Raw genomic sequence first — 25,663 nt, forward strand, 5'->3', positions numbered from 1 at the left:
CTGCGGGCCCGTCCGGCGCACCCGATGGGATGACGTCTTTCGGGCGGGCCCAGCAGCCTCCGAGCCGGTCCGGCTACTCGATGCGGGCGGTGATGGCCAGGCGGTTGAAGGCGTTGATCACGGCGACCACCCAGACGACCTGCTGGGTGAGCGCCGGCCCCAGGTCCGCGATGGCGGCGTCGAGGACCTCCTCATCGACGTGCGTGTCGGCGACGAGGGTGACGGACTCCGCCAAGGCGAAGATCCTGCGCTCCTGGTCCGTGAACGCGACGTTCGTCTCCCACTCGGCGACGTTGTCCACGCGATCCTGCGTTTCCCCCGCGTGCAGGGCCTTCTCGATGTGCATGCGCACGCAGTAGGTGCAGCCGTTGATCTGCGAGCAGCGGAGCTTGATCAGCTCCACCAGGCCAAGGGGGAGTTCGGCGTCGTCGTCGACCGCCTTGGACAGCGTGCTCATCGCGGCGAAGCCGGGGCCTGCGAACGGGTCGAGCTTGGGCATCGTTTCTCCATCGTGGGGAAATGGGGGACGGCGGCGGTGTCACCCGGGAGGGGGGAGCCCGGTGACACCGCCGCCAAGCGGCAGTCAGGTGCGGTTGTTTCGGTCAGTCGCCGGTGCGCCGCCCGAACTCGACTTGCTGCACCGTCTTGTCCGACGAGGAGCCGCATCCGCAGTCGTCGCCACAACCGCCACCGGAGGCCACGGGCCGTTCCAGCGGGACGATCTTCGGCGCCGTGACCTCGGGGGCTCCGACCTCGGCCTTCGGACCGCAGCCGCAGTCGTCACCGCAGCCACCGCCCGCGGACACCGACTCGACCACCGGCAGTTCGAACGCGGTCTTCGGCAACGTCGCCGAGTGCTCGACCCGTGCCTTCGTCTGAGCTGTCACGGTCGTCCTCTGCTTTCCGCTCTTGCCGCCGCGCAGCAGCCGCAGGCCGTTGGCGATGATCACCAGGGCAAATGCCTCGTTGATCAGCACCCCTTGGGTCAGGTTGAACGCGCCGATCAGCGCCGCGACGACCAGGCCCGCGATGACGATCAGCGACATCGCGACGTTCTGCGCGATGATCCGGTTCGCCCGCCGGGCCAACCGCACGGTGTACGGCAGCTTGGTCAGGTCGTCTGACATCAGGGCGACGTCCGCGGTCTCCATGGCCACGTCCGTGCCCGCCGCGCCCATGACCACCGCGACGTTGGACGTCGCCAGCGCGGGCGCGTCGTTGACGCCGTCGCCGACCATCGCGACGGTGCCGTGCTCGTCGCGCATGGCGGTGATCGCGGCGCTCTTGTCGGCGGGCATCAGCTGCGCCCGCACGCTCTCGATGCCGAGCTGGTCGGCGATCGACCGGGCGACGCGCTCGCGGTCGCCGGTGAGCATCGTGGTGTGCGCGACGCCGAGCGAGCGCAGCTCGGTGATGGCGGTCCTGGCCTCGGGGCGGAGCTCGTCGGCCACACCCAGCAGGCCGATCAGGGCGCCGTCCGCGGTGACGGCGACCGGGGTGGCGCCGGCCTGCTCGATCTCGGCCAGCGCGGCGGCGGCCGAGGCGTCCTTGCTGTAGTCGGCGACGCGGCCGACCGCGATCCGGCGCCCGTCGACAGTGGCCTCGGCGCCCTTGCCCGCCACGATCGACACGTCGTCCGCGGGCCGGACGTCGACGCCGCGGTCACGGGCGGCGTGCACGATCGCCTCGGCGATCGGGTGGGTGGCGGCGGCTTCGACCGCGGCGGCCAGGCGCAGCAGTTCGTCGTCGTTGTCGCCGTCCAGGGTGTGCACGGCCACCAGGGCCGGGCGGCCCAGGGTCAGGGTGCCGGTCTTGTCGAACGCGACCGCTTTGAGCCGGCCGAGTTCTTCCAGGTAGGCGCCGCCCTTGATGAGCACGCCGTCACGGGCGGCGCGGGCCACCGCGGACACCACGCTGACCGGCACGGACAGCACCAGCGCGCAGGAGCAGGACACGATCAGCACGACCAGTGCCCGGTAGAACGCGTCGGTGAAGGACAGTCCGAACACCAGCGGCCCGAGGACCACCATGAGGACCGCGACGCCGATCATCGCCGGCGTGTAGATCGCGCCGAACTTGTCGGCGAACCGCTGGGCGCGGCCGCGGTTCTGCTGTGCCTCCTCGACCTCGCGGATGACGCGGGCCAGGACGGTGTCCTGGTACTGCTTGGTGACCTTGACGCGCAGCGCGCCGTCACCGTTGAGCGTGCCGCCGTAGACGGCCTCGCCGGGCACGACCTCGACCGGCATCGACTCGCCGGTGATGGCGGAGGTGTCGACCCAGGACGCCCCTTGGGTGACCTCGCCGTCGGTGGGCAGCCGGGCACCGGGGCGCACCAGCACCAGGTCGCCGACTGCCAGGTCCTCGACCGGCACCGTCTCCACGGCTCCGCCGAAGGTGAACCGCTCCGCCCGACGCGGTGCCAGGTCCATCAGCTTCTGGATCGACTTGCGGGCCCGGTCGGCGACGAACGACTCCAGGATGATGCCCAGGGAGAAGATCACCACGACGCACGCGGCCTCGACGAACTTGCCGAGCGGGATCGCGCCGATGACCGCCACGACCAGCAGCACGTTGATCGTGAACCGCTTGTTGCGCAGCATCACCAGCGCGTTGCGGCCGGGGTGGATGATGCCGGTGGCGATCGAGATGACCGCCAGGGTGTTGGCCAGCGTGGTGGCCTCCGGCGCGCGCCTGGTGACGATGTCCGCGGCGGCCATGAACAACGCGGCGATGCCCAAGAGGATCATCTCGGGACGCAACCACCAGCGCGACCTCTTCTGCGGCGCCTCGTCCACGACCGCCGGCTTCTCCGGTTCGAGGGTCAACCCGGAGGCGGCGGCGGTGCGCAGGAGCACGGTGTCGCTGAGCGTCTTCGGCGCCTGGATCGCGAGCACGCCGGACGCGGAGAGCATCTTGACGTCGCGCACGCCCTCGACCCGGCGCAACGGCGTGAGGTCGCTGGCGCACTCGACGCAGCCCGCGAGGACGCGGTACCGCCGCATCTCCAGGCCCGCTTCCGCCGGAGCGTCCGCCCCGTTGGTTAAGGGTTGTGTGGTCACTGCAGGTCACCCGCCTGTTCGCATAGGGAAGACCACCTAGCGGAACCGACGGTAAAGGTTGGACCCCACTCCAAGGTCAAGCCCTGTTCTCGCCGCTTGACTTGAAGCCGAGTTCAACTTCGAGACTAGCCGCTGCCACCGTGTGAGGAGGAGATCGGTGACTTACGTGATCGCGGAACCCTGCGTCGACGTGATGGACAAGGCGTGCATCGAGGAGTGCCCCGTCGACTGCATCTACGAAGGCGACCGCATGCTCTACATCCACCCCGACGAGTGCGTCGACTGCGGTGCGTGCGAGCCGGTCTGCCCGGTCGAGGCCATCTACTACGAGGACGACGTGCCCGAGCAGTGGGCGCACTACACCAAGGCCAACGCCGACTTCTTCGCGGAACTGGGGTCGCCGGGGGGTGCCTCGAAGGTCGGCAAGGTCTCGGCCGACCCGCAGGTGATCAGGGACCTGCCCCCGCAGGGCGACCCGGCCTGAGCCGCCTCACCGGCACGACCGGCAGCCCACCCCGGCGGCACCTCCGACGCGCATCCGGAAGACGAGGGGACACCATGACCATCACCGATCCGATGCCGCCCATCCTCGGCGAGCTGGCACGCACGGAGATCAGGGTCCGGCTCGTCGGGAACAACGAGCTCGAGGTCAGCGCGCCGCGCGGCGCGCTGACGGCTCACCTGCGCGACCGCATCGTCGCCGACAAGCCGGCGATCATCCGCTGGCTGTCGGGAGCCGCGCGCACCGCGCACGCCCTGCCGCAGGTCGTGCCGGACCCGGTGGCGGCCGACGAGCCGTTCCCCCTGTCCGACCTGCAGACCTCGTTCCTGGTGGGCTCCGCCGAAGGGCTGGAGTACCACGTCCGGCCTCACCAGTACATGGAGTTCGACCTGGTCGACCTGGACGTGGAGAGGTTCGTCGACGCGGTGAACCGCAACCTGCTGCGGCAGCGGGACAACCTGGTCGCCGTCACCGAGGACATGAGACTTCGGCGCATACCGGAGTTCGTGCCGCTGGAGCCGGTGGTCCACGACTTCCGGGGCATGCCCGAGGAGCAGGTGCGGAGTGAACTGCTGCGGATCCGCGAAGGGGTCCGCCGCCGGCAACTGCCGCTGAACCGGTGGCCGTGGCTGGACATCCGGATCAGCCTGCACGGCGAGCGGGACGCCCGCATCCACTACAACAACAACAACTTCTTCAGCGACGGCATGGGCACCAGCCGCTTCCTGGACGCCGTGTTCGGCCTCTACCGGGACCCGGCACTCGTGCTGCCCGAGTTGGAGATCAGCTTCCGGGACTGCATCGTCACGCTGTCCGAGATCGAGCGGTCCCCCCTCGGACAGGAGTCCGAGAAGTACTGGCGGGACCGCATCCCGGAGTGGCCCGACGCGCCCTCGATCCCGCTGGCGACCGGCGCGCAGGCACAGGGCAGGTCCGAGCTCAACCGCCGCGAGCTCGTGCTGTCCGCCGAGCAGTGGACCGCGCTGAAGCGGCGTGCCCGAGCCCACGGCCTGACCGACAGCAACGTGATGTACGCGGCCTACGCCGAGGTCGTGGCCACCTGGAGCGGTACCAAGCACTTCCTGCTCAACAACATGGTCACGCACCGCCTGCCGCTGCACCCGCAGATCGGCGAGATCATGGGCAACTTCGCCTCGCTGTACCCGCTGGAGGTCGACTGGCGGGGTGACGAGTCCTTCGAGGCCAAGGCACGACGGCTGCGCGCCCAAGTGCTGCAGGACATGCAGCACACGCACTGGAGCGGCGTGAAGGTGCTCCAAGCGCTCAACCAACACCGTCGCACCCCCGGTCGGGCGGCGTGCCCGTTCGTCATCAGCAGCGGCCTGTTCATGGGCAAGTTCGACCGGCCCACCTACTCGACCCTCGAAACTCCGCAGGTGCTGCTCGACTGCCAGTTCTGGGAGCAGGACGACGGCACGATGTGGATCGCCTGGGACGTCATCGAATCGATGTTCCCGAACGGCGTCATCGACGCCATGCTCGACGCCTTCCACCGGCTCGTCGTCGGCCTGGCGAGTGACGACACGTGGTGGCAGCGCACCGCCTTCGACCTCGTCCCCGACAGCGATCTCACCGCGCGCCGCGCGCTCAATCAACTGCCGCACCACGTTCCTGACGGCCTGCTGCACGACGCGCTGGCCGAGCGCGCCGTCGACTCGGCGGATCGAGTCGCCGTGCGCACCCCGACCAACACCGTGACGTACCGCGAGTTGCACGAGCAGAGCACGCACGTGGCGGCGTCACTGCGGAACGCGGGTATGACCCCTGGGCAGCTCGTGCCGGTCGTGCTGCCGAAGGGGTGTCGGCAATCAGCCGCTGTGCTGGGGGTGCTGTCGGCAGGCGGCGCCTACGTCCCCATCGACCCCGAGTGGCCGGTCGATCGGATCGCGCACCTGTTCAAGGCGAGCGAAGCCGAGCACGTCGTGACCGTCGACGCCCTGCACGACCGCATCGCCGATCTCGGAGACGTGACCGTCCACGTGGTCGGGACGGAGGTCACCCAGCTTCCGGTCGAGCCGGTGCCCCGGCGGGACCCGCTGGACCTCGCCTACGTCATCTACACCTCTGGTTCCACCGGCACGCCCAAGGGCGCCGCCCTCGACCACCGCGGACCGCTGAACACCGTCGTCGACATCAACGACCGGTTCGGCATCGGCGCGGCGGACGTCGTCTTCGGCATCTCCTCGCTGTGCTTCGACCTGTCCGTCTACGACGTGTTCGGCACCGTTGCGGCGGGCGCGACGCTCGTGCTGCCCGACCCGTCCGAGCTGCACGATCCCCGCGCTTGGGTGTCCACGATCAGGTCGGCCGGTGTCACGGTGTGGAACTCGGTCCCGGCGCTCATGCAACTCGCGGTCGAGGAGGCCGAGGCCACCGGCCTGACCATGCCATCGCTGCGGGTGGTCATGCTCAGCGGCGACTGGATCCCCGTCGACCTGCCCGACCGCATCCGCCGGGTCGCGCCGAACGCGCGCGTCATCAGCCTGGGCGGCGCGACGGAGGCGTCGATCTGGTCGATCCACCACCCCGTCGACGAGGTCGACCCGGCATGGACCAGCGTCCCCTACGGCAAGCCCTTGGGCGGGCAGACCTGGCACGTGCTGGACGAGGGTGGGGCCGACGCGCCGACCTGGGTGCCCGGACACCTGCACATCGGCGGCGTCGGCGTGGCCGTCGGTTACTTCAACGACGAGGAGCGCACCAACGCCGCCTTCGTCACCCACCCGCGGACCGGTGAGCGGCTCTACCGGACCGGCGACCTGGGCCGCTACCTGCCCGACGGCACGATCGAGTTCCTCGGCCGCGCCGACTTCCAGGTCAAGATCCAGGGCTTCCGCGTGGAACTCGGCGAGATCGAGCACGTCCTGACGCAGCACCCGGCCGTGTCCAGGGCCCTGGTCACCGTCCGCGACACCGTCGCCGGCCGCCAGCTCGTCGGCTTCGCCGCCGCGACGGGTGTCGACGGCGAGGAGGTGCGCGAGTTCCTGGCCGAGCGGCTGCCGAGGTACATGGTGCCGGCCAACGTCACCGTCCTCGACCGGTTGCCCTTGACCTCCAACGGCAAAGTCGACCGACGTGCCCTCGACGCACTGGCCCCCGCCGACAGCGAGCCCGCACGGGAGTACGTCGCGCCGCGCACCGACCTCGAAGCCGAGGTGGCCGCCATCTGGGCATCGGTGCTGGAGTTGCCGCGGGTCGGTGTGTTCGAAGACTTCTTCGAGCTCGGCGGCCAGTCCTTCGCGGGCCTCCGGGTGATCAGCCAGATCTCCCGGCAGCTCGGCAAGCGCCTGTCGTTGGGTGCGTTGCTGTCCGGGCGCACCGTCGCGGCGCTGTGCGAGCACCTGAGCCAGGCCCGAACCTGGTCGACGCTGGTCCCGCTGCGCGAGAACCCCGGCGCGCCCAGGGTCTTCCTGGTCCACCCGGCCGGCGGCAGCGTGCTGGCCTACCGGCCGCTGGCCGAACTCGTCGACGCCGAGTGGTACGGCGTGCAGGCGCCCGGGCCCGACTCCGGCCAGGAGGTGCCCGTGGAGGTGGAGGACTTCGCCGTCCGCTACGTGGAGGAGATCCGCCGCGTACAGCCGCACGGGCCCTACGTCCTCGGCGGCTGGTCGTCAGGCGCGGTGATCGCGGCGCACGTCGCGCACAAGCTGGAACTGGGTGGCGACCGCGTGAGCCGCCTGTTCGTGTTCGACTCGCCCGCCCCGATGCCCGCGCCCGAGGTCGACCCGGTGTCGATGCTGCTGTGGTTCCTCGAAGACCTCGACCTGGGTTTCCACGCCGACGACGCGACCGCGGACGAACGCGCCGCCCTGCTCGCCGTTCCCGAGCACGATCGGCTCCGCGCGGGTCTGGAGATGCTCGAACGCCGCACCGGCCGCGCGGTCGCGGTCGACGAGGCGCACCTGCGCAACACGTACGCGGTGTTCACCGGGGTCGTGCACGCCTGTCGACGGCACAAGCCCACCGTCATCGGCGCCGACGTGCTGGTCGTCCGAGCCGCCGACGGCGTGGTGAGCGAGTTCGCCGACCACCCGCACGCCGCCGACGCCGACTGGGGGTGGCGCACCCTCACCACGGGCACCGCGACCGGTGTCGCCCTGCCGGGCACCCACTACACGCTGCTCACCGACCAGCACGTCATCCCCGTCGCGGACGCGGTGCGCGACCACCTCGAACCAGTGCTGGAGGCATGATCGTGAGTCGCGACTTCCCCCTGCTCGTCGACGTGCTGCGCGACCACGCCGTCAAGCGCGCCGACGGCGTCGCCCTGATCGTGCTCGCCGACGGCGAGACCGAGCACACCCGGCTCACCTACGCCGAACTCGACGCCCGCGTCCGCGAACTCGCCGCACGCATGCAGCACACCGGCCTGACCGGCGAGCGGGTGATCATCATGCTGCCCACCAGCGTCGAGTACGTCGTCAGCGTGCTGGCCTGCCTTTACGCGGGCGCGGTGCCGGTGCCGCTCAACCCGCCCACCAAGAGCACCCACCGCGAGCGCGTCGACCACGTCGTGGAGGACTGCCGACCCGCGTTGGCGATCGTGGCCTCCACCGAGGGGCCGATGGCGCACCTGCCGGAGGAGTACGGCTGCAGTCTCTGGTCCGTCGAAGACCTCGCCGCGTACGCCGCCTATGACTGGAGCCCTCCGGCGACCAGCCCGGACGACGTCGCCTACCTGCAGTACACCTCCGGATCCACCAGTCGGCCCCGCGGTGTGGTGGTCACCCACGACAACATCGTCTACCAGCCGGCGCTGTTCAGCACCGGCCTCGGCATGGACTCGCGGGAAGTCGTCGTCACGTGGCTGCCGCTCTTCCACGACTTCGGCCTGATCGCCGGGCTGTTCATGCCACTGCTGCTGGGCGCCACCACGGTGATGATCCCGCCGCCGGTGTTCGTGCAGCGACCGCTGCGCTGGCTCGCCGCCGTCAGCAAGTACCGAGCGACGGTGTCGTTCAGCCCGAACTTCCCCTTGGACCTGTGCTGCGAGCGCATCACCGAAGAGGAGAAGGCGACGCTGGACCTGAGCACTTGGAGGGTGCTCGCACTGGGTGCCGAGCCGATCCGGGCCGACACCGTCGACCGGTTCGCCGAGGAGTTCGCCTCCTGCGGGTTCCGGCCCGACTCGTTCCGCACCGCCTACGGCATGGCCGAGTCGACGCTGGCGGTCACCACGCACCCACCGCGCAACGGGCTCAGGGTCGTCGAGGTCGACGTCGAGGGCTTCGCGCACGGACGGGTCGACGTCGTCCCCGCCGGCACGCCGGGACCACGTCGTCAGCGCCTGCTCAGCAACGGTCCGTCCCTCGGCGACACCCGGATGATCGTGGTCGACCCCGAAACCCGTGAACCCTTGCCGGAGGGCCGCGAGGGTGAGATCTGGTTGGGCGGTCGCACGGTCGCGGCCGGCTACTGGAACCGGCCGGACGACACCGCCGAGACCTTCGGCGCCCACTTGGCCGACGGCACCGGCCCGTACCTGCGCACCGGTGACCTCGGCACGCTGATCGACCGCGAGGCCTACATCACCAGCCGCCGCAAGGACCTGATCATCATCCGGGGGCGCAACCACCACCCGCAGGACATCGAGCTGACCATGACCGACGCCCACCCCGCGCTCAACCGCGGCCTCGGCGTGGCCTTCTCCGTCGACGTCGACGGCGAGGAACGCCTGGTCGTCGTCCAGGAGCTCAAGCGCACCGAACGCGGCAAGCACGACCTGGCCGAAGTCGCACGGAAGGTACGCGGCGCCGTCGCCGAAGAACACGACGTGGCCATCGACACCGTCGTGTTCATCCGGCCCGCGTCGCTGCCCGTGACCACCAGCGGCAAGGTCCGCAGGCAGTTCACCAAGCGGGCTTACCTGCGCGGGGAGCTCAAGGTCGAGCACGCCTCCGGTCCGGTGACGGCCGCTGCGCCCACCGAGGCCACCGCGGACCGCGACACGGCGTCCGTCGTCGAGTGGCTGCGCGCCCGCGTCGCGGCCAAGACCGGCCTCACGCCCGCCGACGTCCCGGTGGACGCGACCTTCGGCGGCCTGGGGCTGGACTCGGCTCAAGCCCTCGGCCTCAGCGGGGACCTCGCCGCGTGGCTCGGCCGGCCCGTCGACCCCGCGACCCTCTACGGCAACCCGACGATCCTCCGCTTGGCCGTCGCGCTCACCACGGGTGTCAAGACGCCCGCCACCGCCGAACCCGTCGCGTCGACCGAGTCGATCGCCGTGGTCGGCATGGCCTGCGCGTTCCCCGGCGCGGACTCGGTCGACGACTACTGGTCATTGTTGTCCGAGGGACGCGACGCGGTGACCGAGGTGCCGGCCGACCGCTGGTCCACCGACTCGTGGTACCGCGAGGGAGCGCCGGTCCCGGGACACAGCACCACCAAGTGGGGAGGGTTCCTGCCCGACGTCGCCGGGTTCGACGCGCGGTTCTTCGGCGTGTCCACCGAGGAGGCCGCGGCGATGGACCCCCAGCAGCGACTGCTCCTCACCACCGCTTGGCGGGCGCTCGAAGACGCCGGTGTCCCGGCCGACGCGATCGCGGGTGCCAACGTGGGCGTCTTCGCCGGCATCAGCACCACCGACTACAGCCGGCTCATGGTCCGCGACCACGTCGAACCGGGCGCCTACACCGGCACCGGGACCTCGCTGAGCGTCGCGGCGGGCCGCATCTCCTACTTCCTCGACCTCACCGGGCCGAGTGCGTCCACCGACACCGCCTGCTCGTCGTCTTTGGTGGCCGTGCACAACGCGTGCGAGAGCCTGCGGCGGGGTGAGTGCGACACCGCGATCGTCGGCGGCGTCAACCTGCTGCTCGACCCCGACCTCGTGGTGGCGTTCTCCCAGGCCGGGATGATGTCGCCGACCGGGAGCTGCAAGACTTTCGACGCGTCGGCCGACGGGTACGTGCGGGGCGAAGGCTGCGGCGTGGTCGTGCTCAAGCGCCAGACCGACGCCGAACGGGACCAGGACCGGATCCGGGCGCTGGTCGTGGGCTCGGCGGTCAACCAGGACGGCCGCAGCAACACCCTCACCGCGCCCAACGCCCTGGCACAGCAAGCGGTCATGCGGCGTGCGCTGGCCGACTCCGGCCTGGCCCCGGGCGATGTCGGCTACGTCGAGGCGCACGGCACGGGAACGAGCCTCGGTGACCCCGTCGAGCTGGCCGGTATCGCCGCCGTCTACGGCGCGCCGGAGGCGAAGAGCCCGCTGTGGGTGGGATCGGCCAAGACCAACCTCGGCCACCTGGAAGCCGCCGCCGGTGTCGCCGGCCTGCTCAAGGCGATCCTGGCGGTCGAGCACGGCCTCGTGCCGCCCCACCTGCACTTCGAGCAGCTCAACCCGCACGTCACGCTGGACGGCACCCGGTGCCGGATCCCGACCCGACCGCAACCGTGGTCGGACGAGGAAGGTCCCCGCGTGGCCGCCGTCAGCTCGTTCGGCTTCAGCGGCACCAACGCGCACGTGATCGTCCGGCAGGCACCACAACGTCCCCGCCCGACCGATGACGACTCGGGCACCTGGCGGATGCTGCCGCTGTACGCCAAGAGCGACCGCGCGCTGGCCGAACTGACCGACGCCGTGGTCGACGTGCTCAACCGGACCGAAGGCGGCGCGGACTTCGCCGCGCTGTGCCGCGTCGCTCACCGGCGCACCCGCTTCCCGTACCGCACGACCGTCGTCGCGCGCACGGCCGCGGAAGCGTTCGAAGCACTGCGCGAGCACCGGTCCGGGACACCGTCAGCGTTCGTCCTGACCGGCACCGTGCCCGACACGGGACCGGGACCGCTCGCCTGGATGTTCCCCGGCCAGGGGTTCGCGCGCACCGGTATGGCCAGGCCGCTGTACCAGCGCCACCAGGCCTTCCGCGACGCCCTCGCCGAGGTCGACGCGATCGTGCGGGCCGACCTCGGTGCCTCCCTGCTGCCGACCCTCGCCGGCGAAGGAGGCGAGCTGGTCGACCTGGCGCAGACCCGCTACGGGCAGCCCGCCATGTTCGCCACCCAGTACGCCGTGGCGCGGTTGTGGCGTGAGTTCGGCGTCGAACCCGATTACCTCATCGGTCACAGCTTGGGTGAGTTCACCGCCGCGGCGATCTCCGGCGTGCTCACCCTTGAAGACGCCACAGGCCTCGTCCTGCTGCGCGCACGTCTCATGCAGCAGACCCCGCCCGGCGCCATGTACGCCGTGCGCACCGAGCACGTCGAGGAACTGCTGGATGAACTCCAGGACGGTGACGTCGCGATCGCGGCGTTCAACAGCCCGGGGGACATCACGATCTCCGGCCCGGAAGGCGCGACGGAGGAATGCGCGGCGCGTTGGGTGCAACGCGGTGCCACGGTGACCAGGCTGAGCGTCAACCGAGCGTTCCACTCGCCGCTCATGGGACCCGTGGCCGACGCCCTCGCCGACCAGGTGCGGCACGTCCGGCACCACGAAGCGCGCATCCCGATCGTCTCGACGCTCAGCGGCGAGCTGCTGCCCGCGTCGGAGCCGACCGGTGCCCATTGGGTCGACCAACTGCGCCGCCCCGTCCGGTTCGCCGAGGGCCTGAGGACGCTCGGCCGGCTCGGCGTCCGGCACTTCGCCGAGATGAGCCCCGAACCCGTGCTCTCCCCGCTCGGGCCGCGCAGCGTGCCCGACGCGACCTGGCTGACCAGCGGCCACCGACAGGACGAGGACGACCGGCGACTGGTGCTGTCCCTGGCCGCCTGGCACAGCTCCGGCGGCACGGTGGCCTCCCGGGCCGGCGACGGTCCCGTCGACCCGGCCGCACTGCCGGGCCACCCCTTGAGGGCGGACCGCCACTGGTACACCCCCGGCGCGATCCGCGACCGGCGAGCGCCCGGTCACCCCTTGCTCGGTCATCGCGTCGACATCGCGGGCGCGCCCAGCGAGTGGTTCTCGGCCGAGATCGGCGCGACCCGGCCGTGGTTCGTCGAGCAGCACCGGATCGGGGGAGCCGCCCTGCTGCCGGGCGCGGCGATGACCGAGTGGATCACGGCCGCCGCGAAGGCCGTGCTCGGCGGCGACACGTGGACCATCGACGACATCCGGTTCACCAGCGCACTGTCCCTCGAACCCGGTCGGACCGCGACCGTCCAGGCGGTCGTCGACCCGGCCGGGGGAGCGGTCGACTGCTACGCCCGCCGCGACGGCGACGACCGCTGGACGCCCAGGGCGCGAGCCGGTGCCGCGCGCCGCGGTGCGGTCGCGCCCGGAGCAGGCCGTTCCGCGGAGGAACTGGCGTGGGAGCTGGTCAGGCAAGACCCGGACGCGCTGTACTCACGCTTCGCCGCCGCGGGAATGGCCTACGGGCCCGCGTTCCGCGGGGTCAGGCAACTGTGGCTCGGGCGTGACGAGGCCGTGGGGCGGATCAGCGTGGACACCGGGCGCCCGGAAGACAGGTCCTACACCCTGCACCCGGTCGTGCTCGACGCCTGCCTGCACGTCGCCGCCGCCTTCATCCCCAACCTGCCCAGCCCTCTGGTGCCCGTCGCGGTCGAGCAGGTCGTGGTGCACGCCCCGCTGCCCGGCGACCTGTGGTCCCACGCCAAGTCCCGTGGCGTGCGGGACTCCGGCGAGCACGTCGTCGACGTGCGGCTGACCTCCACCACCGGCACCGTCCTCGCCGAGCTGCGCGGCCTCGTCCTGCGTCCTGTCGGCACCGCGCTCCACGCACCACTGCGCCAGTACACAGTGGACTGGGTGCGGGCGGAGCTGCCCGAACCCGCGCGCCCGGGTGGGGGTTGGCTGCTCGTCGGACCTGATGACGACACCACCCTGGACTGGGAGGAGCGCCTGCGCGCCAAGGGCATCTCCGCATCCGGGTACACAGGGCGCGATGTGCCCGGCGACGTCACCGGCATCGTGGTCATCGGGGCGACACCGCGCAGCGACGACCTGGCCGGGTTCGAGGAGTCCGCGCGGCGCGCCGTCCTGCCCCTCAGGGAAGTGCTGCCAGGACTGGCCGCGCAGCGTCCGACGATCATCCTGTGCACCGAGCACGCGGCCGGCACTCCCGGCGACGTGCCGCGCGTGGCGCGTGCCGCGCTCGCCGGCGTCGCCGCCGCCTTGACCGCCGAGTACCCCGACCTGCCGGTGGTCCACGTCGACCACGACGGGACCGCCGAGCCGTCCGACGTGGTGTCCCGGGCCACCGGCCTCGGCGGATCGGGCAGGCTCGCGCTGCGCGACGGCGAGTGGCTCCGAGCCCGGTTGCGCGCCACCGAGCCGGACGCCGTCGACCTCCAACTCCGCGCGGACGGCACCTTCATGATCACCGGTGGCTGGGGCGCGCTCGGCCGCGTCACCGCCCGGCACCTGGTCGAGCACGGCGCGCGGCACATCGCGCTGGTGGGCAGGCGCAGGCCCGAGCCGGACCCCGACTGGGTCGTCGAACTCCGCGAGCGGGCCGAGGTCGTGCTGCTGACCGCCGACGTCACCGATGAGGGCGACCTGCACAACGCGCTGGCCAGGATCGCCGAGGACATGCCGCCGTTGCGCGGCGTCGTCCACGCGGCGGGCACCACCGACGACGGGGCGTTCGCCGACCTCGACTGGTCCCGGTTCGAGCACGTCCTGGCCGCCAAGGCCCGGGGTGCGTGGAACCTGCACCGGATCACCCGGGGCGATCAGCTCGACCTGTTCGTGGTGTTCTCGTCGTTCGCCTCGTTGATCGGGTCCGCCGGGCAGGCGAACTACGTGGTGGCCAACGCCTTCCTGGACGCCTTGGCGGACGTGCGGCAGGCACAAGGGCTTCGCGGCACCAGCGTCAACTGGGGGCCGTGGTCGGACGGTGGCCTCGCGACCGGCGAAGGGTTGGCGGAGAAACTCGCCCGCGGCGGCCTGCACGGCATCAGCGACGACGAAGGAGCGTCCGTGCTGTCGGCGGTGCTCGCCGGCGGCCACACCCGGCTCGGTCTGGCCAAGGTCGACTGGGACCGCTACCTCGCCGTCAACGGCGGATCGGCCGACAACACGCTGCTCTCGGCCCTCGGAGGGACCACTGAGCGGACAACGCCGACGGCACCGGACGTGAGTGAACTGGTCCTGACCGACCCCGAAGGCGCGGAAGCCGAGGTGACCGACCTCCTGCTCCGGGAAACGTCGGTGCTGCTGGGGCTCAGCGCCGTCGACCGGGAGGAACTGCGGGCGAGGTTCGCCGACACCAGATTGACCAACCTCGGCCTGGACTCCCTCATGGGTGTCCGACTGCGAGACCGGTTGCTCACCGGCCTGTCGGTCGCGCTGCCCGGCGAGGCGCTCTTCGACGGCAGCACCGTCCGGGACATCGTGAAAGACCTGTGCAAGCAGATCGCGGTGAAGGCTGTCGTGCGCGAGGAGGAAGTCCCCGACTCCGACGACCTGGAAGTCGTCCGACTGTGATCGATCAGCGGTGACCGGTGTCCACGAGCGAGTCCGCCGAAGTCGGGGCGGGCTCGGTCTCGTGGGCATCGGCCACCGGGCGATCGGGCCCGAACATGATCACGAGCACGCCGACCAGGCAGATCCCGACACCGATCAGGTCCCAGCGGTCCGGGCGGAACTTGTCCACGACCACGCCCCAGATCAGCGCGCCGATGATGAACACGCCACCGTAAGCGGCGAGGACCCGGCCGAAGTTCGAGTCCGGCTGCAGCGCGGCTACGAAACCGTAGAAGCCGAGGACCACGACACCGCCCGCCAGCCACAGCAGGCCGCGGTGCTCCCGCAGGCCCTGCCAGATCAACCACGTCCCACCGATCTCGGCGAGCGCGGCCAGCGCGAACAGGACCACGGTCTTGATGGGCATGGCGCCATGATAGGTCACGCTGAAGTGACGGCCGGACACGCCCAGTATTCGAGATGTGCGAGGTGGCCCGTGTCATGCTCCGATCGGGCGCCCGAGTTCCTTCGTTCGAACAATGGGACAATGCGCCAAGTGCTCTCGCGTGATCGTTCATTCAGCGGTGATGTGGAGTAGAATCAGGGCATGGAATCTGGAGAAATGACGGTCGCGGGATTGTCCCGGCGCACCGGGGTTCCGAGCGACAGCATCCGGTATTACGAACGTGTCGGCCTGCTGCCGAAACCGCCGCGCACCGGAGCCGGTTACCGGCGGTACGGCGAGGACGCCGTCGACCGGCTCCAGTTCATCCAGGGGGCGCAACGGCTGGGGCTCCGGCTGCGCGAGATCAACGACCTGCTCTCGATCCGCGACACCGGGACGTGCCCCTGCGGCGACGCGGCGGTCCTGCTGCGCGAGCGCATGGAAGAGATCGACAACGAGATGAAGCGCCTCCAGGCGCTGAAGAGCGAGCTCTCCGCGATGGTCGGTCAGCTCCCCAGCACCGACTGCCCGAACCCCGAACCGGGTGTGTGGCGGCCACCGGTCCGAGTCGCCGGCTGATCCGGACATGCCTCAGGGGGCTCCGACCGAACCCGGTCGGAGCCCCCTGACGTGATCAATCCTCTCCGCTGGCGCGCACTGCCGCCTTGGTCCGCGATTTGCGGGTGAAGTACGAGATCGGGATCACCGACAGGGTTACGCCCAGTCCGACGATGATGACGTCGACACCCCACTGGAGACCACCGAACACCAGCAGCACGGTGTTGAACGCGAACAACGCCACGGCAACCCCGACGAAGGCCCTGCCCAGGCGGAAACCTCCGTCGTCGTCACGCCGGAACCGGCGCAGCGTCAAGTAGGCGATCGGCAGCAGGACGAACACCACCAAGTAGCCGAACGTCGCCGCGGCCACCACGCTCACCACCCGGGTCCCGAAGACCACCAGCATGATGATGATCACCACTGCGTCGAACGCGATGGACCCGACCGGCGCGCCCCGCTTGTTCGTCCGGCCGAAGACCTTCGGCAGGTTCCCGTCCTGCGCCATCTGGTGGATGGTCCGGGACGACCCGATGATGAAGATCTCGGCGCCCAGCACGAGGACCGCCGCCAAGCCGAGCCCGACGATGTACTCGCCGGCCGGGCCGAGGGTGATCCCGCCGATCTCGGCGAAGACCGTGAACGGGTCGCGCTGCAGCCCTTCCACGCCGACGACACCGAACATCGAGATCGGCACCAGCGTGAAGGCGGCGATCGCGATGCCCGCGGAGATCGACATGACGCGCTTCATGTACCGCTCGGGCCGCTTGATCTCCGCGCACACCGTCGACGCCATCTCCGCCGCGTAGGCCGCCCACGTCGCGATGAACATCCACTTCAGCACGATGCCGGCCACACCCCACCCGCCGGTCGGCGCGTCCTCAGGCAGCCGGGTCGGCAAGATCCGGGCCACGTCGAAGGAATCCGGGTGGAAGACCGGCGTCAGAACCACAATGGACACGACGCCGAGGGCGACCACCGCCAGCGCCGCGTTGACCATCGTGGACAAGCGCAAACCGAGCGCGGTGACGCAGTACAGGGCGATGCCGATGACGACGGCCAAGAAGATGACGTTGCCGCTCGGCCAGAACAGCGACTTGAGGTAGGTCGCGGCCAGGATCAGGTTGACCGCGATGCCGGGGGTCCAGGCGAACCAGTACGCCCAGGACGACAGCGCCCCCAGCGTCGGCGACCCCTTGGCGGTGGCGCGGTAGGCGAACTGCGCCGTGCCGCCCGCGCGTCCGGTGAACCTGGACGCCAGCTCGGCGATCAGCAGGCACTGCAACGCGCCGACGATCGCCGTGCCGATCCAGACCCAGATGGACGCGTTGCCGATCTCCGCGGCCATCTCGGCCATGGACACCGCGATCATGAGCGACGCTCCGACGGCGACCAGGATCGACGTCCACCAGGACGCCGTCACCGGGAGCATGCTCCGGCCGGGGAACACCGCTTCGCCGACGCCGGTGCCACCTCGTGGCCGTTCGATGGTCGTGCGGCCGGTTAACGAACCTTCGTGTGCACGGGACACGGGACCTCCTCGTGGGCGGGCGCGATGAGCAGGCCGATCGACGGCCACAACAACCCCGGATGTCCCACGTTCGTGGAGCGTCGTCACCTCGTGCGCACGACGTGGACGTCCACAGTGGCCGAAACCCGCGACTGGTTCCGGTCGAGTAGCGAACCTAGGGCGAACCCCCGCTCGCCGCAACGTTGTGGCACGGGACTCACTTGTTCGGCGGCACCTGTAATGGTTCTGTAGCCGAAAAGCGTCGATCACGACACAGCGACTGCTCCACCAGGGTGATCGTCCGCGCCTCACCACCCGCGAGTTCGGCCGTGCGGCGGGGGTTGACTTGAAGCCGGGTTCAACTACGAGACTACGACCAGCAAGTGACCCCGGATGATCACGACACGACTTGACCGGTTTCCCGCCGCGACCGGGAACCGACACAGCCTCGGGTGGACGACGCTGCGGACGTCCCGCAGGAACACCCACCGGCGAACCACATCGGACACCTCCGTTCGTCACCGAACGGACGCGAACACGCGCGCCCGTCCACTGGGGGAGTGCGCCTCGTCGACAGCTTGGAGGGCAGGCTGGCCATGGCAAACCTTCTGAAGAAGGCCTATGACGCCACGTGGGGGAAGTACGTCTTCGCCGGGATGTACGACAAGTTCCTGGCGAAGGTGGAGGGCTACGGGCTGTCGGAGAAGCGCGCGGAGTTCCTGAAGCCCGCGTACGGCCGGACCATCGAGCTGGGCACCGGCACGGGGTTGAACCTGCCGCACTACCCGGACACCGTCGACGAGTTGATCCTGACCGAGCCGTACCCGCCCATGGTGGCCAAGCTGGAGGAGAAGACCCGCAACGACCCGCGGCGCATCCAGCTCGTCGTGGCGGGCGCGGAGAAGCTGCCCTACCCGGACGGCTACTTCGACACGGTCGCGGCGGCCATGATCCTGTGCACGGTGCCCGATCCGCAGCCGGCGTTGCGGGAGATCGAGCGCGTGCTGAAGCCGGGTGGGCAGTACCTGTTCCTGGAGCACGTCCGCAACAAGGACCCGAAGGTCGCGCGGAAGCAGGACATCATCCAGAAGGGTTGGTACTGGTTCGGCAACGAGTGCCACTGCAACCGCCCGACGGTGCAGACGTTGCAGAACTCGTCGCTGGAGATCGCCGACCTCCAGGAGACCAAGATGCCGGGCGCGTGGGAGTTCATCGAGGCCATGGTCATCGGCCGCGCGGTGCGCCCGCTCAACCCGGGCACGAAGCCGTTGTCCGTGTCGACCGCCTCCAACGGCCACGCGCACGCGGACGCGGACTGCGACTGCTGACCTGACTCGCACTGCGGCGGGCCGTCCCACGGGGCGGCCCGCCGCACCGCACCCCAGACCTTCGACCAAGGACGCGTCGAGGCACCGTGTCGAAGATCCGCATCACCAGGCTCGCCGAGATCACCGGCTTCACCCCGGCCACGATCCGGTTCTACGAGAACACGGGACTGCTCCCCGCCGCGTCCCGCACGTCCAGCGGCCATCGCGTCTACGACGACAGCGATGTCGACCGATTGCGGTTCATCGCCCGCGGGAAGCACATGGGCCTGGCGCTCGACGAGATCCGCGAACTGGTCCACAGCTGCGGCGACGACCTCGGCACCGCGGACCTCGGCCGGGTGCTGGGCACTCTTCGCACGAGGATCACCGAGGTGAACGAGCGGGTCGCGGAGCTGTCCACGTTCTCCGCACAGCTCGTGAGCACGTTGTGGGCGGTCCGTTCGCAGCACGTGCCGGGCAGCGTGTCCGTCGAACCGACGTGCCGGGAGCACTGGGCGCGGGTGCTGTCGCACCCGCACACCCGCCGCCACGGTGATGACTCGATCACCTTCACGTTCCCGGGCGGTCCGGCGCTGGTGCCCGTCCTGACCGACCTCGTGGCACACGAGGTCGGTTGTGGCGCACCGGCGGTGATCCTGCTGCGCTGCACCGGCCACACCACCGTGCTGGAGGTGGCCGCCGCAGAGGCGACTCGTCGGCTGATCGCCGACTTGTCAGGGGAGTCGACATCGGTTGAGTAGCCGAGCGGGGGGCGAGGTCGGCTTCGATGGCGCGACCTCGCCCCCGACTCCGTCGCTAGTAGCGGTAGTGCTCGGGCTTGTAGGGGCCCTCGACGTCGACGTCGATGTACTCGGCCTGGTCCTTGGTCAGCTTGGTGAGCTTGCCGCCCAGCGCCTCCAGGTGGATGCGCGCGACCTTCTCGTCCAGCTTCTTGGGCAGGCGGTACACCTCCTTGTCGTACTCCTGGAACTTGGTGAACAGCTCGACCTGCGCGATCACCTGGTTGGAGAACGAGTTGGACATGACGAAGCTGGGGTGGCCGGTGGCGTTGCCCAGGTTGAGCAGGCGGCCCTCGGACAGCACCAGGATCGAGTGGCCGTCGGGGAACACCCACTCGTCGACCTGCGGCTTGATGTTGACCCGCCGGATGCCGGGGAAGCGGGCCAGGCCGGCCATGTCGATCTCGTTGTCGAAGTGGCCGATGTTGCCCACGATCGCCTGGTGCTTCATGGCCGCCATGTGCTCGATGCGCACGACGTCCTTGTTGCCGGTCGTGGTGATGACGATGTCGGCCTTGCCGATCACGTCTTCGAGGGTCTGCACCTCGTAGCCGTCCATCGCGGCCTGCAGGGCGCAGATCGGGTCGATCTCGGTGACGATGATGCGGGCGCCCTGGCCGCGCAGCGAGTCCGCCGCGCCCTTGCCGACGTCACCGTAACCGCAGATCACGGCCACCTTGCCGCCCATGAGCACGTCGGTGCCGCGGTTGATGCCGTCGATCAGCGAGTGCCGGATGCCGTAGCGGTTGTCGAACTTCGACTTGGTCACCGCGTCGTTGACGTTGATCGCCGGGAACAGCAGCTCACCGGCCGCGGCCAGCTGGTACAGCCGCATGACGCCGGTGGTGGTCTCCTCGGTGACGCCGCGGATGCCCTCGGCGATCTTGGTCCACTTCCCGTTGTCGGCCGCGATCGACTTGCGCAGCGTCTCCAGGATCAGGACCCACTCCTCGGGGTCGTCGGCCTCGGGCTGCGGGACGACGCCGGCCTTCTCGTACTGCACGCCCTTGTGGACCAGCAGCGTCGCGTCGCCGCCGTCGTCCAGGATCATGTTCGGGCCGCCGCCGTCGGGCCAGGTCAGCATCGACTCGGCGGTCCACCAGTACTCCTCCAGCGTCTCGCCCTTCCAGGCGAAGCACGGGATGCCCTTGGGCTCCTCGGGGGTGCCGTGCGGGCCGACCACGACCGCGGCGGCGGCGTGGTCCTGGGTGGAGAAGATGTTGCAGGACGCCCAGCGGACCTCGGCGCCCAGGGCGACCAGGGTCTCGATCAGGACGGCCGTCTGCACGGTCATGTGCAGTGAGCCGGAGATCCGCGCGCCCTTGAGCGGGTAGACCTCCGAGTACTCGCGGCGCAGCGCCATCAGTCCGGGCATCTCGTGCTCGGCCAGCCGGATCTCTTTGCGGCCGAACTCGGCCAGGGAGAGGTCCGCCACGGCGAAGTCGATGCCGTTGCGGGTCGTGAACTTGTCGGATGCCACTTCGGTCACGCGGTTCCCCCTGGTGTTGGCGGCGTGGATGGCCGTCCTCTGTGGAAGGCCCATGGCTCAGGCGCCGGCGTCGGCGCGCAGGGCGTCGGCGCGGTCGGTGCTCTCCCACGGCAGCTCGACGTCCGTGCGGCCGAAGTGGCCGTACGCGGCGGTCGGGCCGTAGATCGGGCGCAGCAGGTCCAGGTCGCGGATGATCGCGGCCGGACGCAGGTCGAACACCTCGCCGATCGCCTGCTGGATCTTCGTCGGGTCCACGGTCTCGGTGCCGAAGGTCTCCACGAACAGACCCACCGGAGCCGCCTTGCCGATCGCGTACGCCACCTGCACCTCGATCCGCGTGGCCAGACCCGCGGCCACCGCGTTCTTCGCCACCCAGCGCATCGCGTACGCCGCCGACCGGTCCACCTTCGACGGGTCCTTGCCCGAGAACGCGCCACCACCGTGCCGCGCCATACCGCCGTAGGTGTCCACGATGATCTTGCGGCCGGTCAGGCCCGCGTCACCCATCGGACCACCGATCACGAACCGACCCGTCGGGTTGACCAGCAACCGCACGTCGGTGGTGTCCAGACCCAGCGCGTCGACCTCGGGCGCCACCACGTGCCGCCGGACGTCCACACCCAGCAGCTTCTCCAGGTCGATGCCGTCCGCGTGCTGCGTCGACACCACCACCGTGTCCAACCGCACCGGCTGGTCACCCGCGTACTCGATCGTCACCTGCGTCTTGCCGTCCGGCCGCAGGTACGGCACCGTGCCATCCTTGCGCACCGCGGTCAACCGGCGCGACAACCGGTGCGCCAACGCGATCGGCAACGGCATCAGCTCGGGGGTGTCGGTGCAGGCATAGCCGAACATCAGGCCCTGGTCACCCGCGCCCTGCTTGGCGATCTCGTCCTCGGCGCCCTCGACCCGCTTCTCGAACGCGGTGTCCACACCCTGCGCGATGTCGGGCGACTGCGAACCGATCGCCACGTTCACACCGCACGAGTAACCGTCGAAGCCCTTGGCCGACGAGTCGTAGCCGATCTCGACGATCTTGTCCCGCACGATCGACGGGATGTCCGCGTAGGCCTCGGTCGTGACCTCGCCCGCCACGTGCACCTGGCCCGTGGTGACCATGGTCTCCACCGCGACGCGCGACCGCGGGTCCTTGGCCAGCAACGCGTCGAGGATCGAATCGCTGATCGCGTCGCACATCTTGTCCGGATGCCCCTCCGTGACCGACTCACTGGTGAACAGCCTGCCGTGCTCGAGCATGCGTCTCCTCGCGTTCGACACCGTGCGGGGCATCCGGACTCCGGCCAGTCTCGGCGTTGAAGCCGAGTTCAAGTCAAGCCGCCGAAGCGCAGGCCTTCCACGTAGGAAGTGATGCTCGCGAGGACCGCGTCGTCGTCCCACACCGCCGTCACACCCGGCCGGTCCGCGTCACCACGCAACTGCCGCTTGGTCCACGAGTACAGAGCGCCCGGTGCTTGCCGCATCGCGCGTGCCGTCGTGAGAGCGGCGTCCAGCAGCTGGTCCGGGTCCACCACTTCGTTGACCAGACCGATGGATCGTGCCTGGTCAGCGCTGTACAGAGCGCCTCGCAGGGCCAGTTCGACCAGCACCCCGGGGCTTACGGAATGCCGAAGTATCTCAATGCCGAGGTCGGGGAACGGGATGCCCCCGTGCAGCTCCGGCGTGCCGATGCGGCCGCGGCCCCGGCCCATGATGCGGTAGTCGCACGCTGCGGCGTAGATCGCCCCACCACCTACCGCGTTGCCGTTCACCGCCGCGATCGTCGGGTGAGGATGGTGGAACAGCGCCGCGAAGCTCTCCACCAGTGCTGTGCGGAACTCGCCGATGCGGCCGGTGTCGGCCAACAGGTGGTGCAGGTCGATGCCCGCGCTGAACATCGCCCCGGCACCGGTCAACACCACCGCGTCCCCTTCGGCCGCGGCGGTTCCCAGCGTGGCGGTGAGTTCCCGGCAGACCTCGGGGGTCAACGTGTTGGCCTTGCCGTGGTTCAGCCGCAGCACGCGGACACGATCGTGCCGCCCCACCTCGACGTGCGTGGCCTGCATCGGACCTCCTCAAGGGACGGAGATCCCGACCCTGACAGCCGGCGGGAACGGCGAGTACCGCCGACAGGAGGAGGGAGTTCATCGGTCGAAGCACACCCCGTGAGAGCGCAAGGGGGTGGACACACGGTTTCCGGCGGAGAGCGATCCGTGGTTTCATCTCACCTCCCCTCCGACCCGCCGAGACGGGACGCCCCGATGTCCAATCACTCCACTCCGCACGACGAAGACCGGTGGACGAGGACGGCCGTGTTCCTGCCGGAGCCCGAGCGGCACGACGGCACCACGGCGCTGTGGCACGTCGAGATCGACCTCGACCGCCACGACGGCATCCGCCGTCACCTCGTCAAGGGCCAACCGACCGCGCCCACCGCGTCGTTGGTGCAGATCGCGGCCGAGGCAGCTGCGTCGTTCGCCCGAGACCTGGCACCCGTCCGTTACTCGAACCTCTCGTTACCGCATCTGCTCCGCGCACCGGCCGAACGGTGGCCGCGACGCGTCCACGTCACCGCTACGCGCAGAGGCGACGACGTGGACGTCTCCATCGGCAGCCCGCCCGTCAACGCGGTTCCGACGGTCGAGTACGCCCAGGTGTCCGTCCACCTCTGCGTGCCCGAAACGCCGGAAATGGCTGATTGGCACGACGTCGACCGGGAGCTCGCGGCGGACAACCGGTTCAACGGCTACCTGCTCCCCGGCGACGCACTGGAAGCACTGCTCCGCACCGCGGGTCCTCAGGAATCGCTCTCGTCGGTGCAGGCGATCGACATCCCGGTTCCAGCGGATGATCGTGAGCTGGCACGGTTGCTGGGCGCGCACCTCGACCTTCGGCGCTACTCCACAAGAGACGGCGAGCAGTACACCGCGACGACCGCGGACGGCACGGTCCTGGTCCGACTGCGCGGCGTGGTCAGCTCCAACCGTGACCTCTCCACCATGCGGCGCCACCGGACCGGTGCCAAGACGCCAGGGCGGGCCGCCAACCGGAAACGGTCGACGGGAGAGCGCGATGGCGGATGAGCCGACTCCAAGACGGACCTCCGGACTGGACGCCCAGGACCTCACCCGTAGGTGGACCCTGGTCGCTGCGGTCACCGCCACCTTCCTGGTGATGCTCGACAGCACCGCGGTGATGACGGTGTTACCCGACCTGCGTGCCGAACTGAATGCCGACTTCAGCGGACAGCAGTGGGTCATCGCCGCCCATGCCGTGCCGCCGGCTGCGTTCCTGTTGACCGGCGGCGCACTGGCGGACCGCTTCGGTCACCGGTCGGCGTTCCGGTTGGGAGCCCTGTTGTTCACCGGAGGCGCGGTGGCCGCAGGCGCCGCCGGGACGTTGTTCGTGCTCACCCTCGCCCGTGGGATCCAAGGCATCGGCTCCGCCTTCCTGCTCGCGACGGCCTCGACCCTCGTGGCCCACGGGTTCCCCGGACCGGCACGCGCGAGGGCGCTCCGTCTCCTGTCCACCGCCGCTGCCGTGGGCTTGGCGCTCGGGCCACCGGTGGGAGGTCTTCTAGCCGAGGTCGACTGGCGACTGGTCTTCCTGTCCGTCCTGCCCGCCGGGGTGCTGCTGCAGGCCATCGGCAAAGTCCGACTGCGCGAAGTCCGCCCGACCGCCTCGGCTGCGCTGGACTGGCTGGGGTTCACCTTGTCCAGCGCCTGCGTCGCTCTCGTAGTCCTCGGTCTGCTCCGAGGTCAGGCACTCGGTTGGACCAGCACCTCCGTCCTGGCGATGTTCACCGCAGCGACGGCCTTCCTGTTCGTGTTCCTCCTGACGCAGCGCGCCCGAGGCGATCGTGCCGTGCTCGAACTGGCCCTCTTCGGCAACCGCACCTTCCTCGGCATCTCGCTGACGACGTTCGTGTTCGGCGCCATCAGCCTGAGCACCGTGTTCCTGGCGATCAACCACCTGCGGACCACGCTTGGACACTCATCTCTCGCTACCGGCGTATGCCTGCTGGCGTTCACTGTCGCGCTGATCGGCACGAGCCTCTTCACCCGTGAGTTCGTCACACAACTTCCGCCCGGAGTCGCCGTCGGCATGTCGGCCGTGCTCGTCACCCTCGGCGCGGGGCTGCTCATCCTCGTCACCCCGGACAGCACCTGGCCGGCACTCCTCCCCAGCATGATCCTGCTGGGCACCGGCGTGGGAACGGGCACTTCGCTCCGCTACGACCTCTCCACCCGCTCGGTCGCCCCGTCGAAAGCAGGCGTGGCGATCCGGATCAACGAAACCTGCCACCACCTCGGCCTCGCCGCGGGTGTCACGGGCTTGGGTGCCCTCTACCAGTACCGCGTCCTCACGTACGTCGAACAAGGCGGCATCACCACCGCTGTGGCGGAGTTGACCGCAGAGCACACGCCTGCCACTGCGTTCGGCATCGTGCGCGAAGCGTCCGCAGCCTCCCTGGGCTTCGTTGCGGTGGTCTGCCTGACAGTAGGTGCGATCTTCACGCTGATCGCCTTCACCTACATCAACCGCGGTGCCCTGCACGACCCCGCCGCGTCCCGGTGATGCAGCGGCCTCGTCACGTCGCACAC

14 protein-coding genes and 1 pseudogene are annotated in these 25,663 nt (G+C 70.0%); 8 read left to right on the top strand and 7 right to left on the bottom strand.

What is annotated here, in order from left to right; genetic code table 11:
- Window positions 1-73: 73 nt before the first annotated feature.
- Together FHX81_RS34305 and FHX81_RS34310 are read right to left on the bottom strand one after the other, a co-directional pair.
- A complete protein-coding gene (locus tag FHX81_RS34305; RefSeq protein WP_141982663.1) occupies window positions 74-499 on the bottom strand; it encodes a carboxymuconolactone decarboxylase family protein in 426 nt (141 codons plus the stop codon).
- Window positions 500-602: 103 nt separating this feature from the next.
- Window positions 603-3,062, bottom strand: a complete 2,460-nt coding sequence (locus FHX81_RS34310; RefSeq protein ID WP_141982664.1) for a heavy metal translocating P-type ATPase — start codon at window positions 3,060-3,062, stop codon at window positions 603-605.
- Window positions 3,063-3,219: 157 nt separating this feature from the next.
- Here FHX81_RS34310 and fdxA point away from each other — a divergent pair, with 157 nt between their 5' ends.
- The 3 genes from fdxA (at window position 3,220) to FHX81_RS34325 (ending at window position 14,974) form a co-directional block, all read left to right on the top strand.
- Window positions 3,220-3,546 carry a ferredoxin gene (gene fdxA, locus FHX81_RS34315; protein WP_141982665.1) on the top strand — a complete coding sequence of 109 codons (327 nt, stop codon included), beginning with the start codon at window positions 3,220-3,222 and terminating at the stop codon, window positions 3,544-3,546.
- A 74-nt stretch (window positions 3,547-3,620) separates the two neighbouring features.
- On the top strand, window positions 3,621-7,778 hold the full coding sequence (locus FHX81_RS34320; protein WP_141982666.1) for a non-ribosomal peptide synthetase: 4,158 nt from the start codon (window positions 3,621-3,623) through the stop codon (window positions 7,776-7,778).
- Window positions 7,775-14,974, top strand: coding sequence for a type I polyketide synthase (locus FHX81_RS34325; protein WP_141982667.1), 7,200 nt, complete (start codon window positions 7,775-7,777; stop codon window positions 14,972-14,974). Before FHX81_RS34320 ends, FHX81_RS34325 begins: the two co-directional genes overlap by 4 nt.
- An 85-nt stretch (window positions 14,975-15,059) precedes the next feature.
- On the opposite strand, the pseudogene FHX81_RS34330 reads toward FHX81_RS34325, so the two are convergent.
- Window positions 15,060-15,380 (bottom strand): annotated as a pseudogene (locus tag FHX81_RS34330) (YnfA family protein); the annotation flags it as partial.
- 180 nt (window positions 15,381-15,560) lie between these two features.
- On the opposite strand from FHX81_RS34330, the gene FHX81_RS34335 reads away from it, so the two are divergent.
- Window positions 15,561-15,977 (top strand): heavy metal-responsive transcriptional regulator, encoded by a 417-nt coding sequence (locus FHX81_RS34335; RefSeq protein ID WP_211363635.1) that lies wholly within the window; start codon window positions 15,561-15,563, stop codon window positions 15,975-15,977.
- A 55-nt stretch (window positions 15,978-16,032) separates the two neighbouring features.
- On the opposite strand, the gene FHX81_RS34340 is transcribed toward FHX81_RS34335, so the two are convergent.
- A complete protein-coding gene (locus FHX81_RS34340; RefSeq protein WP_141982669.1) occupies window positions 16,033-17,487 on the bottom strand; it encodes an APC family permease in 1,455 nt (484 codons plus the stop codon).
- 575 nt (window positions 17,488-18,062) lie between these two features.
- On the opposite strand from FHX81_RS34340, the gene FHX81_RS34345 reads away from it, so the two are divergent.
- Window positions 18,063-18,794, top strand: coding sequence for a class I SAM-dependent methyltransferase (locus FHX81_RS34345; RefSeq protein WP_141982670.1), 732 nt, complete (start codon window positions 18,063-18,065; stop codon window positions 18,792-18,794).
- Between the two features lie 86 nt (window positions 18,795-18,880).
- The gene (locus tag FHX81_RS34350) at window positions 18,881-19,534 is read left to right on the top strand and encodes a MerR family transcriptional regulator (protein ID WP_170232274.1); all 654 of its coding nucleotides are present in this window, start codon (window positions 18,881-18,883) and stop codon (window positions 19,532-19,534) included.
- A 55-nt stretch (window positions 19,535-19,589) separates the two neighbouring features.
- Here FHX81_RS34350 and ahcY read toward each other — a convergent pair whose 3' ends face one another.
- The 3 genes from ahcY to FHX81_RS34365 all read right to left on the bottom strand — a co-directional run bounded on the left by ahcY (window position 19,590) and on the right by FHX81_RS34365 (window position 23,125).
- Window positions 19,590-21,062, bottom strand: a complete 1,473-nt coding sequence (gene ahcY / locus FHX81_RS34355) for an adenosylhomocysteinase (RefSeq protein ID WP_141982672.1) — start codon at window positions 21,060-21,062, stop codon at window positions 19,590-19,592.
- 57 nt (window positions 21,063-21,119) lie between these two features.
- Window positions 21,120-22,319: a methionine adenosyltransferase gene (metK, locus tag FHX81_RS34360; RefSeq protein ID WP_141982673.1), complete on the bottom strand. Its 1,200-nt coding sequence runs from the start codon at window positions 22,317-22,319 to the stop codon at window positions 21,120-21,122.
- Window positions 22,320-22,387: 68 nt separating this feature from the next.
- On the bottom strand, window positions 22,388-23,125 hold the full coding sequence (locus FHX81_RS34365; protein WP_141982674.1) for an enoyl-CoA hydratase/isomerase family protein: 738 nt from the start codon (window positions 23,123-23,125) through the stop codon (window positions 22,388-22,390).
- Window positions 23,126-23,371: 246 nt separating this feature from the next.
- Between FHX81_RS34365 and FHX81_RS34370 the strand changes: the two genes are divergently transcribed.
- Together FHX81_RS34370 and FHX81_RS34375 are read left to right on the top strand one after the other, a co-directional pair.
- On the top strand, window positions 23,372-24,142 hold the full coding sequence (locus tag FHX81_RS34370; RefSeq protein ID WP_170232275.1) for a polyketide synthase dehydratase domain-containing protein: 771 nt from the start codon (window positions 23,372-23,374) through the stop codon (window positions 24,140-24,142).
- Window positions 24,132-25,637, top strand: a complete 1,506-nt coding sequence (locus tag FHX81_RS34375; protein WP_170232276.1) for an MFS transporter — start codon at window positions 24,132-24,134, stop codon at window positions 25,635-25,637. The genes FHX81_RS34370 and FHX81_RS34375 overlap by 11 nt, the downstream gene beginning before the upstream one ends.
- Window positions 25,638-25,663 lie beyond the last annotated feature (26 nt).

Origin of the sequence: Saccharothrix saharensis, from assembly GCF_006716745.1 — a bacterium.
GTDB lineage: Bacteria > Actinomycetota > Actinomycetes > Mycobacteriales > Pseudonocardiaceae > Actinosynnema > Actinosynnema saharense.

Bases quoted from the DNA above. Each gene is read 5' to 3' on its own strand.
- FHX81_RS34305 (WP_141982663.1), bottom strand. From the start codon at position 499: ATGCCCAAGCTCGACCCGTTCGCAGGCCCCGGCTTCGCCGCGATGAGC.
- FHX81_RS34320 (WP_141982666.1), top strand. From the start codon at position 3,621: ATGACCATCACCGATCCGATGCCGCCCATCCTCGGCGAGCTGGCACGC.
- FHX81_RS34325 (WP_141982667.1), top strand. From the start codon at position 7,775: ATGATCGTGAGTCGCGACTTCCCCCTGCTCGTCGACGTGCTGCGCGAC.
- FHX81_RS34335 (WP_211363635.1), top strand. From the start codon at position 15,561: ATGGAATCTGGAGAAATGACGGTCGCGGGATTGTCCCGGCGCACCGGG.
- FHX81_RS34345 (WP_141982670.1), top strand. From the start codon at position 18,063: ATGGCAAACCTTCTGAAGAAGGCCTATGACGCCACGTGGGGGAAGTAC.
- metK (WP_141982673.1), bottom strand. From the start codon at position 22,319: ATGCTCGAGCACGGCAGGCTGTTCACCAGTGAGTCGGTCACGGAGGGG.
- FHX81_RS34365 (WP_141982674.1), bottom strand. From the start codon at position 23,125: ATGCAGGCCACGCACGTCGAGGTGGGGCGGCACGATCGTGTCCGCGTG.
- FHX81_RS34375 (WP_170232276.1), top strand. From the start codon at position 24,132: ATGGCGGATGAGCCGACTCCAAGACGGACCTCCGGACTGGACGCCCAG.